This window comes from Blautia sp. MSJ-36 (genome assembly GCF_018917985.1).
Classification (GTDB): domain Bacteria; phylum Bacillota; class Clostridia; order Lachnospirales; family Lachnospiraceae; genus Blautia_A.
Genome location: NZ_JAHLPQ010000012.1, coordinates 40,228 through 54,515 on the forward strand (window position 1 = coordinate 40,228; position 14,288 = coordinate 54,515).

At 44.5% G+C, this 14,288-nt stretch carries 11 protein-coding genes; 9 read left to right on the forward strand and 2 right to left on the reverse strand.

Annotated features, from left to right (window positions below; all coding sequences use genetic code 11):
• Nucleotides 1-7: 7 nt before the first annotated feature.
• A complete protein-coding gene (locus KQI39_RS10060; protein WP_253293140.1) occupies nucleotides 8-1,603 on the reverse strand; it encodes a response regulator in 1,596 nt (531 codons plus the stop codon).
• Nucleotides 1,578-3,404 carry a sensor histidine kinase gene (locus KQI39_RS10065; protein ID WP_216418177.1) on the reverse strand — a complete coding sequence of 609 codons (1,827 nt, stop codon included), beginning with the start codon at nucleotides 3,402-3,404 and terminating at the stop codon, nucleotides 1,578-1,580. Before KQI39_RS10065 ends, KQI39_RS10060 begins: the two co-directional genes overlap by 26 nt.
• 245 nt (nucleotides 3,405-3,649) lie before the next feature.
• Here KQI39_RS10065 and KQI39_RS10070 point away from each other — a divergent pair, with 245 nt between their 5' ends.
• The 9 genes from KQI39_RS10070 (at nucleotide 3,650) to dnaJ (ending at nucleotide 14,162) form a co-directional block, all read left to right on the forward strand.
• Entirely contained in the window at nucleotides 3,650-4,885 is a 1,236-nt protein-coding gene (locus KQI39_RS10070; RefSeq protein ID WP_216418179.1) for an ABC transporter substrate-binding protein, read from the forward strand.
• A 77-nt stretch (nucleotides 4,886-4,962) separates the two neighbouring features.
• Nucleotides 4,963-5,841, forward strand: coding sequence for a carbohydrate ABC transporter permease (locus tag KQI39_RS10075; protein ID WP_216418187.1), 879 nt, complete (start codon nucleotides 4,963-4,965; stop codon nucleotides 5,839-5,841).
• A 12-nt stretch (nucleotides 5,842-5,853) separates the two neighbouring features.
• Nucleotides 5,854-6,708 carry a carbohydrate ABC transporter permease gene (locus KQI39_RS10080; protein ID WP_216418189.1) on the forward strand — a complete coding sequence of 285 codons (855 nt, stop codon included), beginning with the start codon at nucleotides 5,854-5,856 and terminating at the stop codon, nucleotides 6,706-6,708.
• A 36-nt stretch (nucleotides 6,709-6,744) separates the two neighbouring features.
• The gene (locus KQI39_RS10085; protein ID WP_216418191.1) at nucleotides 6,745-7,854 is read left to right on the forward strand and encodes a glycoside hydrolase family 172 protein; all 1,110 of its coding nucleotides are present in this window, start codon (nucleotides 6,745-6,747) and stop codon (nucleotides 7,852-7,854) included.
• Nucleotides 7,855-7,869: 15 nt separating this feature from the next.
• Nucleotides 7,870-9,123 carry an ABC transporter substrate-binding protein gene (locus KQI39_RS10090; RefSeq protein ID WP_253293141.1) on the forward strand — a complete coding sequence of 418 codons (1,254 nt, stop codon included), beginning with the start codon at nucleotides 7,870-7,872 and terminating at the stop codon, nucleotides 9,121-9,123.
• A gap of 174 nt (nucleotides 9,124-9,297) precedes the next feature.
• Nucleotides 9,298-10,341, forward strand: a complete 1,044-nt coding sequence (hrcA, locus tag KQI39_RS10095) for a heat-inducible transcriptional repressor HrcA (RefSeq protein WP_148447349.1) — start codon at nucleotides 9,298-9,300, stop codon at nucleotides 10,339-10,341.
• A gap of 18 nt (nucleotides 10,342-10,359) precedes the next feature.
• Nucleotides 10,360-10,995, forward strand: coding sequence for a nucleotide exchange factor GrpE (gene grpE / locus KQI39_RS10100; protein ID WP_178818428.1), 636 nt, complete (start codon nucleotides 10,360-10,362; stop codon nucleotides 10,993-10,995).
• A 53-nt stretch (nucleotides 10,996-11,048) separates the two neighbouring features.
• Nucleotides 11,049-12,941, forward strand: coding sequence for a molecular chaperone DnaK (gene dnaK, locus KQI39_RS10105; protein WP_195566916.1), 1,893 nt, complete (start codon nucleotides 11,049-11,051; stop codon nucleotides 12,939-12,941).
• Between the two features lie 21 nt (nucleotides 12,942-12,962).
• Complete coding sequence (dnaJ, locus tag KQI39_RS10110; protein WP_216418192.1) at nucleotides 12,963-14,162, forward strand: molecular chaperone DnaJ; 1,200 nt, start codon at nucleotides 12,963-12,965, stop codon at nucleotides 14,160-14,162.
• Nucleotides 14,163-14,288 lie beyond the last annotated feature (126 nt).

Below are 14,288 nucleotides of genomic sequence, written 5' to 3' on the forward strand. Positions count from 1 at the left end.
GAGGAAGTTATGTATGCTGTTCCCGATAGGCAGAGGGGGTGATCCCCATTTTCTTTTTGAAGCTGGTGCTGAAATAATATTGATTGGCATAACCACATTTCAGGCTGATCTCCTTCAGACTCATCGTAGTCGTAGTCAGGTAACGGGCGGCTGCGGAAATCCGCTGAGATGTGATAAAGTCACTGAGACTGATCCCCTGATTTTTTTTGAAAAGAGCACTTAAATAAGCAGGGCTTACATTGGCAGAGGCAGCAATATCATTGAGGCAGAGCGTATTGTCAGTGTAGTGCTCGTTGATGTAGGAGATCACCAGTTCACAGAGCTTCTGGTGATAATCATTCATGGAGGAATCAAGCTTCCGGCATAAAAGATGGCACAGATCCTTCAGCCATTGACAGAGCTCCTCCGTATTATGAAACTCATTTATGTGGTTGTAAACATACAAAATTTTAGCTTCAAGGTCATGAGTATCCAGATTTAATTCATAGAAAAATTTCAGGATCCGGCCAAGAAGAGAATAGATCTGTATGAAAGCGAAATTCTTTGTGCGAAATTTCTGAGTGAGCCAGTCGGAAAAATTCTGAAACCAGAGATCTATGGCAGAGGTATCCTTTTTACAGAGAAGCCGGATCAGTTCATCCTCCTTTGTATCTGAAAAATCTGCAACAGACAGATCGGAACCCAGAGCCTCTCTTCCGTCAAAGATATTCTGATGCGGGAAAAAGAATCTGTATTCCAGCGCATGTACGGCACTTTTGTAGGATTGGTTCAGGTTCCAGAAATCTTGGACAATTGTTCCGATACCTGCATTGAGAGAAAGCCCCAGTGGCTGGCAGGCATCTGCGATCGAGGAAATAAGCCCGCTGGTAAGCTGACGGAAGCTGTTGGACTGACAGCCGCTGTGTCCCAGAATGCACAGATAGCCATCCATATCCGGGAGAAGATACACAAAATCAAGAGAAGAGGTTTCCTCAGTTATCAGATCCTGAAGGTTGAGAAGCTCCATCTGAAACTTTTCGATCCCGTAAACGGATTTTAGATCCGGAGCATTTTCAAGCTCCAGAATAACAACTGCATAAAAATCATAATTCAGCTCCAGGTTCAGATACTTAAGATAAGGCTTCAGTCGGTAGGCTGCTTCAGAAGACGGAAGGTGTGTGATCTCGCGGAAAAACTTTTCCGTAAGAAGAGGCCTGCTTTGTTTCAGAAGCTGGAGATTTTTCTGTTCCTTTTCCATCAGTGCAAAAGCGTTTTTTACCTTCTGGATAAGATATGCATAATCCAGAGGCTTTTCGATATAATCCAGAGCGCCAAGGAGCAGAGCTCGTCTTGCATATTCAAATTTGTCGTAGGCACTGATCAGGATGATCTTTACCATGGGGTTGATCTCAAGAGCCTGACGGCTCATGGAAATGCCGTCAAGATCAGGCATTTCAATGTCAGAAATGATCAGATCTACAGGCTCTTTTTTCATGGCTTCGATAGCAGAGGTTCCATTGTAGCAGACATGGATGATCTCTGCATTCAGCGTTTCCCAGTCTATGTTTTTTTCGATACCTTCTGCAGATAAGTAATTATCATCTACGATCATTATTTTTTTCATCGATATCTTCCTCCATCTGTTCGAATTCAATGGTGACGTATGTGCCGTTTCCGGGGTTGCTGCGGATCCTTACGGAACCGTTTCCGTATAATGGGTTGGAAATACGGGAACTTACGTTGGAAATTCCAAAATGCTTCTCATAATCATTAATATTATGTTCAATAGCATGGCGCAGCTGTGCAAGGGTTTCAGAGTCCATGCCGGCACCGTTGTCCTCAATGGAGATCACAACCGTATCATCGCCATAAAGAACATGGATCGAAATGAAAACAGCCGGTGTGCCCAAAGAAATCCCGTGCAGTATGGAATTTTCGAGAAATGGCTGAAGTGTAAACTTGCAGATCAGGAAATTTTCGATTCCATCTTCTGCTTCGATCTCCCAGTCCAGATTATCTTTATGACAGAGCTTTTCCATTTCCAGATAAAGCCGGGCAATTTCCAATTCATCTTTAATAGGAATAAGTTCCTTTGATTTACGCAGGGTAAGACGGTAAAAGGCAGTCAGATCTGCAATCATCTGATCAGCAATGTCAAGCTTTCCAAGGGACTGGCAGGTACGGATCGATCCTAGGATATTGTAAAGAAAATGCGGATTGATCTGTGACTGGAGCAGCTGGTATTTCAGACGTTCTTCGTTTACGGAAAGATTTACAATGGACTTCAGGTTTCCGGCTATTGTGTGCTGCATATCTTCAAAGGTGATGCCCAGTCTGTCAATCTCATCATACCTGGAAGGATCATCCGGGTGGGGAACAGTAACGATAGATAGATGTTCCGGGTCATGTCCCAGCTGAAAGGCTTCCATTGCATAGGAAAGTGCAGTGATCTTCCGGGTAAGATTTTCGGAAAACAGGATCACGATGATAACAGTAAGGGGCAAAAAAATAAGGACAGTGATCAGTAAGGCACGGATCAGGATGTGCGTGTTGCCCTGAATATAGCTTTCCGGGATTTCGGTAACATGGAGCCAGCCATTGCTTAAGGTGCAGCAGTTATAATATTTGTCGCCGCTGTGAAAAGAAGAATCTGCATTTTCTTTGAGTTTCTGAAACTGTGCTTTGGAAATTTCGGATAAATTCAGTGAGGATGTATTTTTCGCTGCAATCTCTCCGTGATCTGTGAGAATGTAGCTGTATATGCGGGAATCCAGAGCAGCAGGCTGCAGATAAGTGGTAAGCTCTGAGGTGTCCAGAGCAATGCCGTAGGCGTATTCCAGAATACCGGTGGCCTGATTTTTCAGTGCCCGGACGCAGAGGATCACATCGGCAGATGATTTTTTTGTGGACAGTATTTTAGGCAGAGGCATATTGGAAACCGGTATCCAGACAGAGGAAAAGCCTGAACCGGAAACAATATTTTTATCCAGACCATATGCAGAAAGCTCATCTGTGGAAAAGAAGTACAGGCCTTCTTTTGAACCGAGCTGATCGGGCTGCAGAAAAACATATATATGGAAGAAATCGAATGTGGATTTATACAGCGAAATATTGTTTTTCACAGCGGTGAATTTTTTCAGTGCATCTACCTTATTGGAGGAAGAATGATTTAGGGAGTACATTTGAAACTGTATGGTATCTGCTACATTTTCAACCTGGCCGAGACGGTCGTTCAGCTGAGAAACCAGCTGTCTGTCAGTCATTACGGCGGAATCGATAATACGATCTCTGGCAATGTTATAGGAAATGTGATAGCTGATGAAGGTCAGGGAAATCAGAGGTACCATAGTTGCGATCAGAAATGCGAGCAGGAGCTTATAGCGAAATGAGGAAAAACTGGGTGGGATACATTTGTGGAATTTCATAGTACATACTCTCCTTTATGTCAAAAACAAATTAATGAAACCGAATTCAGCTGTGAAAAAAGCCGTTACAAATATAGATTATATAAAAGGATTATAAAAAATTAACAACAAAAATACAAGAGAACGAAAAATAATATAAATAAATCATAAAATATTGTATTTAGAATGAGGGGGCTCTCTGGTATCCTTAAACCATCAAAAACAGGTTTGGACAAACACGAAAATGTCCGGAAAGGAAGAAAGATATGAAGAAAAAAGTAATAAGTGCAGTTTTGGCAGCAGCGATGGTTGTAGGTATGGCAGGTAACGTGGTTACTGTTTCCGCAAAGGAGAAATATGATCTTACCTTATACAGCATCAACACCACAGACCCGGATTTTGAGGACTGGCTTGCAAATGTGGAAGATGCCACAGGTCTGAACATTAATGTGATTGCAGCACCTACAGATACAGATACCCGTCAGCAGAAGATCACCACAATGCTTTCCACAGGCGATGCTTCCGTGGATGTCATTGAGATCAACGATGAGATGAGCGCGGCATTTAAAAATTCCGGATGGCTGGAAGGACTGAATGATACAGTAATGACAGATGATATCGTTGATCAGTTTGCCCAGGGATATGTAAAGGATATGATCACAGATAAGGACGGAAACATCATCGGTGTTCCAGGCTATGCAGGATATCTTGCATTCTGGGTAAATCAGGAGATCATGGACGAGGTCGGAATCAAGTCCATTGATACAAAAGAGGATTTCATGAAGTATATGAAGGCTGTTTCCAAGGACGGAAGATTCGGTTACGGCGGTTCCTGGGAGAAAACTTATGCATTTAACGAGCTTGCACAGTTTGTAAACATGTTCGGTGGCGATTATTTTGACTGGACCAAAGAGGAAAACAAAGAAGCAGTTCAGTTCCTTCACGATCTGGTTGCTGATAACGAAACATCCATTGAGCAGATCGCTGATAAGTATGAGCAGATGAATCCGAAGATCAATGACGGAAAATACGGATGCTGGTTCATGTGGGGACTTGGAACAGATTATGCAAAGGCAGATATGCTTGGCGCAGATAAGATCCACATGGAAATGGTACCGGATTTCAGCGGTAAGGGAGAGCGTGCGATCTTTACAGATTCCTGGAGCTATGTTCTGAACAAAGCCTCCAAGAATAAAGATGCAGCTGTGAAATTCCTCCAGTATATGGCTGATGAAGGCGGAATGGAAGCTTCCTATAAAGCATTTGACAGATATCCTGCAAGAAAAGATGTTGCAGAGAAGGTAGTTCCGGATTCTGACCCGGCAAAAGAAATGTACAGCAGATATGCAAATGAATGCAATGTACAGGGACGTCCGATGGTGGCACAGACAATGGAATTTATCAGCGACATGGGAACGATCTTCCAGTCCTGCATGAAAGACGAGATCACAGTTGATGAGTTCTGCAAGAAGGCCCAGGATGTGGTAGATATGTATAAGTAAAAGGTATAAAAAACAGCAATGTAAAGCAGAGGTAAAAGTCTGCTTTACATTACTTGATGAACAGGGAGGAAAGTTCCATGACAATAAGTAAAAAAACTATGAAGTGGATACCGTGGCTTTTGATCCTGCCGGTTGTGCTGATCAGAGGCTTTACAACAGTATATCCCATTCTGATGACTGTGAAAAACAGCTTCTTTGATATCAGGATCCTTTCAGGTATCAATGAATTTATAGGCTTCAAGAATTACCTGAAGGTATTTTCTGATCCTAAAGTGCTCACATCGATCAGTTTTACGGCAATATTTGTTGTTGTTTCCATGATCCTGCATGTGATCCTCGGAGTTATCCTAGCACTGATCCTGAATATGAAATTCAAAGGCCGTCGTTTTCTGAGAACCATCGTGCTGATCCCGTGGGCTATGCCTGCAGTAGTAGCCGGTATGGCTGCAAAATGGGCATTTAACAATGATTATGGTCTGATCAATGATTTTATCCGCTGGTTTGTACCGGGATACCAGAACAGCTGGCTGATCAATACAGGTACTGCAAGAGCAGCGGTAATTGCAATGGACCTGTGGAAGGATCTTCCGTTCTTTGCAATTCTTGTACTTTCCGGACTTCAGTTTATTTCCGGCGATATCTATGAGGCAGCAAAGGTAGACGGTGCAAACGGGATCCAGAGCTTTTTCCGGATCACACTTCCGCTGATCGCAAAAAATGTCCTGACTTTATGTATTCCGTTCACACTCTGGAGACTGACAACCTTCGATCTGGTTTATTCCATGACATCCGGAGGTCCTGGCGAGGATACTGCGCTGATCGCATATAGGATCACAACAGAAGCATTTACAAATCTGAACGTAGGATATGCTTCGGCGCTGGCTATGCTGCTGTTTGTTGTAATGGCGATCTTCAGCTGGCTGAATATACGTGTTATGAGTAAGTTTGACAGTTAGGGAGGAATTATCGTGAAGAATACAGGAAAATATAATGTTTATCATGGAGTGATAGCCGTTGGAAGATGGGTTCTGTTTGCCATTGTGGCTTTTCTGATCCTGTTTCCGGTTTACTGGATCTTTATTTCTTCAATCACACCGGCAGGAGAACTGTTTAAAACACCGATTGATTATCTTCCGGATCATCCCACACTGGAAAGCTACACATTTCTGCTACAGAATGTCGGACTGCTTTCAAAGATTGGAAACACCGTACTGATCGTCGGTCTTACTCTTGTGATCAGCACCGTGCTGTGTGCAATGGCAGCCTATGGCTTTTCAAGATTTAACTCAAAGGGAGTTTCTGTTGCATTTGCATTTGTTCTGGCTACCATGCTGATCCCTGAGGTTGTCACAGCTCGCCCGCTGTATGAGTTTATGCAGAAGGTAAAGCTGTATGATACATATCCGGGACTTATCCTTCTTTATATCAGTACCGTTATACCGTTTACGGTTCTGATCCTCAGAAACTTTGTCGGTGAGATCCCGATCTCACTGGAGGAGGCAGCTGCTATTGACGGCGCATCTTTTTCACAGAGACTGTTTACGATCGTTCTGCCGCTGATGAAGCCGGCGATCGCTACGGTTTGCATCATCAACTTTATTACCTGTCTGAATAACTTTTTCACACCGTTGTTTTATTCAAATGGTATTCAGGTACTTTCCGTTTCCATCGTACAGCTTCCGTTACGTGATAACATGTATGGAGTTCCGTGGGATCTGGTCAGCTCCATGGGATGGATCATCCTTCTTCCGATCATTATCTTTGTAGCTGTTTTTGAGAAACAGATCATGGATGGTATCATGGCAGGTGGAGTAAAAGCGTAAATATTTTTAATTTCCAAAAGAGAGGAGAAAACAGATATGTATCAGGCATTTACAGGCGGACTGGGAGGGATCGCACTTGCAAAGCATGGAAAAAGCCGTGCGATCAACGCAGAAAATCCTCATGGAGAAAAAGGCAGAGGCGGTATGGCTGCAAGTCATCTGGGACCGTCCAGAAAAGGAAGCCCGTGTCTCAGGGATATTGAGCCGGGAGCTGTGGTAACTTTGGCAGAAATGGAAGGACCGGGACAGATCAATCATATCTGGATCACCGTTGATAACAAGACTACAGAGGCAGATTGCTTTGTACTGCGAGATCTTGTGATCCGTATGTACTGGGATGACGAGGAAACTCCTTCCGTGGAAAGTCCTCTGGGTGATTTCTTCTGCTGCGGATTCGGAAGGGAATGTTTTGTGAATTCTGTTCCTGTGGCTGTTGTTCCAAACAGGGGATTTAATTGCTATTTCCCGATGCCATTTAAAAAGAAAGCAAAGATCACACTGGAAAATCAGCATGCAAATAAAATTCCGGCTTTCTTCTATCAGGTAGACTACTGTCTCTATGATGAGCTTCCGGATGATATTGCGTATTTCCATGCGCAGTGGAGACGGGAACGGTTGACAGAAAAAACAAAAGATTATACAATTTTGGATGGAGTAAAAGGAAAAGGCCATTATATAGGAACCTACATGGCGCTTACCACACTGGAACGTTACTGGTGGGGCGAGGGAGAAGTGAAGTTTTATATTGACGGAGATGAGGAGTATCCGACCATCTGCGGAACAGGAACGGAAGATTACTTTGGAGGTTCCTGGAGCTTTGCTAAACAGGTGGATGGAAAAACTGTGGAACAGAATTATAACACACCGTATCTGGGATATCCGTATTATTCTGCCCATGACGAACTGATCCATAATTTCTATCATAATGATGACTGCCCACCAATGCGAGGCTTTTACAGATGGCATTTACAGGATCCGATCTGCTTTGAAGAAGATCTTCGCGTTACCATTCAGCAGATAGGCGTCGGATACCGTGGCCTGTTTGAACGACAGGATGATGTGGCAAGTGTAGCATACTGGTATCAGACACTTCCTCATGCACCGTTCCAGCCGTTGATGTCAAAAGAGGACAGATGGCCCAGATAAAAAGGGTGGTAGAGATTGAAAAAACAGGTATTTTGCGGGGCATTTGCCCTGGCTCTGGCAGTGACAGGATGTGGAGTCCAGAAGAAGGAGGCTGCATCTGATATTGTGCCGGAGAACAGACAGGAACTGACGATCCTTCATGTGGATGCAGGCACAGAAGGTTTTGATTCTTTTATCAGCCAGGCAGAAAAAGATCTTGGAATACAGATCCATATTGAAAAATGTCCGGCTAATGCGGACAATCGCCAGGCCAAAATAGCAACTCTTCTGACATCGGGAGATGATTCAGTGGATCTGATCACAGTAAATGATGAGATGATATCCGAATTTAAATATAAGGGATTTCTTCTTCCGCTGGAAGATACCGTTATGACAGAGGAGACAGCGGCGAATTTTCCACAGGAATACCTGAAAGAAATATGCATGTCAGACGGACATATTTTTTCGGTACCGTTCAGGATGGATATCATGGCGTTCTGGGTGAACCAGGAATTGCTGGATCAGGCTGGTCTGGACAGACTCTCTGAGCTCAGTGATCTTGAGATCCTTCAGAAAAATCTTCAGAGTACGGGAAAATATGCATACGGGGATGCCTGGGAGATTTCTTATATATATAACAGTATCAGCGAGTTTGCCGATTTTTTTGGTGGAGATTATACAGACTGGGCGGATCCGAAAACCAGAGCTGCGGCAGAATACATGAAGCGAATGCTGGATACAGGGATGATATCAGAGGAAAATCTGATCGATCAGCATGAACAGCTGAATGAAAAATTTATAAACGGCCAGTATGGATGTATGTTCATGTATACCGGTGCGTTGAGTACCTTTCAGAGCGCAGGCGTGTATGGAAAAGATAAGATCCACATGGCACTATTTCCGGAGTTTGACGAGAAGGTGACCAATATAGCAACCTGGCAGTATGTACTGAATAAAAATTCTGATCATAAAGAAGCAGCTCTGAAGTTCCTTCAGTATGTGTCCGGATATGAGGCCAGTAAAAATTACGGACAGATGACAAAAATCTGCCCGGCAAGACTGGATGTGATCGAGGATAAAAGCCTTGATCTGGAGGGAATTGAAATGATCCGGCAATATCTGAAAGATTATAAGCTGAGGGCAAGACCACTGTGCGCCGATTCCATAGAAGCTGTTTCAGCTATGGGAACGGAATTTCAGGAATATGTGCTGGGACAGAAAACAGAAACGGAATTTTTTGCCGGGGCACAGAACTGCATAGACCAGTATTACAAAAAAGCATCGTACTGATGCTTTTTTTGCTGCGAAAAAATAAGAACTTTTTTTCAAAATATATTGACAAATATTTTACATGGTGATATCTTAAAGACTGTAGATGTTAGCACTCCACTAAAATGAGTGCTAACAGATATAAAAAAGAATCAACATCCGTCAGGAAAAACAAAAAGGAAAGGAGATGGCTTCATGGAAGAGGTGTTGAATGAGCGCAAACAAAAAATATTAAAGGCAATCATCAAGACCTATATGGAGACCGGAGAACCGGTTGGCTCCAGAACCATTTCCAAGTATGCGGATCTCAATGTAAGTTCCGCAACGATCCGAAATGAAATGTCAGACCTGACAGATATGGGCTATATCGTCCAGCCTCATACCTCAGCAGGAAGAATACCTTCCGATAAAGGCTACAGACTTTACGTCAATGAGCTGATGAAGGAGAAGGAAGCGGAGGTTGCAGAGCTACGTGATCTGATCATTGAGAAGACAGATAAGATGGATAAGGTGCTTAAGAAAGTTGCGAAAGTTCTTGCTTCCAACACCAATTATGCCACCATGGTTTCCGTTCCGCAGTACAGCGGTAACAAGATCAAATTTATCCAGCTGTCAAGAATGAGCGATCTTCAGCTTGTGGCTGTGGTTGTCAGTGACAACAACACAGTCCGGAACCAGATCATCAATCTGGATGAGGAGATGGATGACCAGACGATCCTGAAACTGAATCTTCTTCTTAACACCAATCTCAATGGTATTCCGATCCAGGATATCAACCTTGGGATGATCGCCAGACTGAAGGAACAGGCAGGCAGCCACAGCGGTGTGGTAGCCACGGTTCTGGATGCGGTGGCAGCCACCATTCATGTGGAAGAGGAAGACATGGAAATCTATACTTCAGGTGCAACTAACATCTTCAAGTATCCGGAGCTTGCCGATAAAGAGAAGGCAACGGAACTGATCTCCGCATTTGAGGAGAAACATGAACTTGCTGATCTTGTGAAGGAACAGATGTCAGATGGCGAGAATACAGGAATTCAGGTTTACATCGGTGATGAAATGCCGATCCAGACCATGAAGGACTGCAGCATTGTGACTGCCAGATATGAACTGGGAGACGGAATGTACGGAACCATCGGAATCATCGGTCCGAAGCGAATGGATTATGAGAATGTTGTGGACAGTCTGAAGGAACTGAAGAATCATCTGGATGACGTTTTAAAAAAGAAGAAAACTTAGAAAGGCGGTAGAACAAAAGTGTCGGAGGAAACAAAGAAAACATCCGAAGAGCAGGAAGCGGAGAACGAAATCCCCGTAACTGACGGAGATCAGGCTGAAGAAAACCTGACACCGGAGGGAGAAGATCTGCCGGAGGAAGAAAACAAGACTCCAGGCGAAGAAGCTGCCCCAGAGGATAAAAAAGAAGAAAAGTCAAAAACTTCCTTCTTCGGAAAGAAGAAAAAAGATAAATCAGAGCAGAAGGTGGAGGAGCTTACCGATCGCCTGAAGCGAACCATGGCTGAATTTGATAATTTCCGTAAAAGAACAGAAAAAGAAAAATCCAGTATGTACATCATCGGAGCAAAAGAAATCGTTGAAAAGATCCTGCCGGTTGTGGATAACTTCGAAAGAGGTCTTGCACAGGCACAGGAAGGAGATGCTTTTGCAGACGGAATGAAAATGATCTATAAGCAGCTTACCACAACACTGGATGACCTTGGCGTGAAACCGATCGAAGCAGTGGGAAAAGAATTCAACCCGGATTTCCACAACGCAGTGATGCATGTGGAAGATGAAGAGGTTGGAGAGAATATCGTGGTGGAAGAATTCCAGAAAGGTTACACCTACAAGGATTTCGTAGTACGCCACAGTATGGTAAAAGTTGCCAACTGATTGATTACAAGTTGTAATTTTACAGATACAGAATAAAACAGGAGGAAAAAATCATGGGAAAGATTATTGGTATTGACTTAGGTACAACAAACAGCTGTGTAGCCGTAATGGAAGGTGGACAGCCAACAGTTATCGCAAATACAGAAGGCGCAAGAACAACACCATCCGTTGTAGCATTCACAAAGACAGGAGAGCGTCTGGTAGGTGAGCCTGCAAAACGTCAGGCAGTTACAAACGCAGACAGAACAATCTCCTCAATCAAAAGAGAGATGGGTACTGATTACCGTGTAACTATCGACGACAAGAAATATTCTCCACAGGAGATCTCCGCAATGATCCTTCAGAAACTGAAAAAGGATGCAGAGGCTTATCTTGGTGAGAAAGTAACAGAGGCTGTTATCACAGTTCCGGCTTACTTCAACGACGCTCAGCGTCAGGCAACCAAAGATGCAGGTAAGATAGCAGGTCTTGATGTAAAACGTATCATCAACGAGCCTACAGCAGCAGCTCTTGCATATGGTCTTGACAATGAGAAAGAGCAGAAGATCATGGTATACGACCTTGGTGGTGGTACATTCGATGTATCTGTTATCGAGATCGGTGATGGCGTTATCGAGGTTCTTTCCACAGCTGGTAACAACCGTCTTGGTGGAGATGACTTTGATAAGAAGATCACAGACTACATGCTTTCCGAGTTCAAGAGAACTGAGGGCGTAGATCTTAGCAACGATAAGATGGCTCTTCAGAGACTGAAAGAGGCAGCTGAGAAAGCTAAGAAAGAGCTTTCTTCCGCAACAACAACAAACATCAACCTTCCGTTCATCACAGCAACTGCTGAGGGACCGAAGCATTTTGATATGAACCTTACAAGAGCTAAATTCGATGAGCTGACACATGATCTTGTAGAGATGACAGCTGAGCCGGTTCGCCGTGCACTGTCTGATGCAGGTATCACAGCTTCCGAGCTTGGCCAGGTACTTCTGGTTGGTGGATCTTCACGTATCCCGGCAGTACAGGATAAGGTAAGACAGTTAACAGGCAAAGAGCCAAGCAAGAACCTGAACCCGGATGAGTGTGTTGCACTTGGTGCTTCCGTACAGGGTGGTAAACTTGCAGGTGATGCAGGTGCCGGTGATATCCTTCTTCTGGATGTTACTCCGCTGTCCCTGTCCATCGAGACAATGGGTGGTATCGCAACTCGTCTGATCGAGAGAAATACTACAATTCCTACAAAGAAGAGCCAGATCTTCTCCACAGCAGCAGATAACCAGACAGCTGTAGATATCAACGTTGTACAGGGTGAGCGTCAGTTCGCGAAAGACAACAAATCCCTCGGCCAGTTCCGTCTGGATGGAATCCCGCCAGCACGTCGTGGAGTTCCGCAGATCGAGGTAACATTTGATATTGATGCCAACGGTATCGTTAATGTATCCGCTAAAGACCTTGGAACAGGCAAAGAGCAGCACATCACTATCACAGCTGGTTCCAACATGTCCGATTCCGATATCGACAAAGCTGTCAAAGAAGCAGCTGAGTTCGAGGCTCAGGATAAGAAACGTAAAGAAGCTATCGACACAAGAAACAATGCAGACTCCATGGTATTCCAGGTTGAGAATGCACTGAAAGAAGCTGGCGACAAGCTTGACGCAAACGATAAAGCAAGTGTTGAGGCTGACCTCAATGCACTGAAAGATCTCCTTGCACAGACAGCAAACGCTCAGGAGCTCAACGATTCTCAGGTTGCAGATATCAAGGCTGCACAGGAGAAGATGATGGAGAGTGCTCAGAAACTGTTCTCCAAGATGTATGAGCAGACTCAGGGAGCTCAGGGTCAGGCTGGTCCTGGACCGGATATGGGCAACATGGGCGGAAACGCTGGTGCTCAGGGCGGAAATGAAGCAGGATACGGCGATGATGTTGTAGATGCTGATTACAAGGAAGTCTAAGACAAGTAGGAAATAATTACAATGGCTGATAAAAGAGATTATTATGAAGTCTTAGGTGTGGATAAAAACGCCGACGACGCAACATTAAAAAAAGCATATCGTAAGCTGGCCAAGAAATATCACCCGGATGTAAATCCGGGTGATAAAGAGGCTGAGGCGAAATTCAAAGAGGCGACAGAGGCGTACTCCGTTTTAAGTGATGCCGATAAGAGAAGACAGTATGATCAGTTTGGTCATGCAGCATTCGAAAACGGCGGCGGAGGCGGTGCCGGCGGCTTTGGCGGATTCGACTTCAACGGTGCGGATATGGGAGACATCTTCGGAGATATCTTCGGAGACCTGTTCGGCGGCGGAGGCAGAAGCAGACGGGCCAACAACGGACCGATGAAGGGTGCCAACCTTCGTGCACGTGTAAACATTACTTTTGAGGAAGCGGTTTTCGGATGCGAGAAAGAGCTGGAGATCGTTCTGAAAGATGAGTGTACCACATGTCACGGAACCGGAGCAAAACCGGGAACATCACCGATTACCTGTCCGAAATGTAAAGGTCAGGGACAGATCGTTTATACTCAGCAGTCCATGTTTGGTATGGTACGTAATGTTCAGACCTGTCCGGACTGTAACGGAACCGGTAAGGTGATCAAGGACAAATGCAGTGCCTGCCGTGGAACCGGATATACTTCTTCCAGAAAGAAGATCCAGGTATCTGTACCGGCCGGTATCGACAATGGCCAGTGTATCCGTATCCGTGAAAAAGGTGAGCCGGGAACCAACGGCGGACCGAGAGGAGATCTGCTGGTTGAGGTAAATGTAGCCCGTCATCCGATTTTCCAGAGACAGGATATGAATATCTTTTCAACAGCTCCGATCACATTTGCACAGGCTGCACTTGGCGGTGAGATGCGGATCAATACCGTTGACGGTGAGGTTTCCTATGAGGTGAAGCCGGGAACACAGACGGATACAAGAATCCGCCTGAAAGGAAAAGGTGTTCCGTCATTACGTAACAAGAACGTTCGTGGTGATCACTATGTAACACTGGTAGTCCAGACTCCGACCAACCTTAATGAGGAGGCAAAGAAAGCTCTGGAGGCTTTTGATGCTGCATGCGGCAACCGTCCGGCAGCAGACAGTACAGCCGAGACTTCCGAAAAATCTGAAAAAACAGAAAAGAAGAAAAAAGGTTTCCGTGAGAAAGTCAAGGAAATGTTTGAGGAATAACTGAATATAAAACAGGAAAGAGGCATAAAAAGCCTCTTTCTTTTTTTTCTGTATTCGTGTATATTAAAAGAAGTGCCCGTTTTCAGGGAAACAGAAAACAGGCAACAGACAGGAAAAGAAATCCGT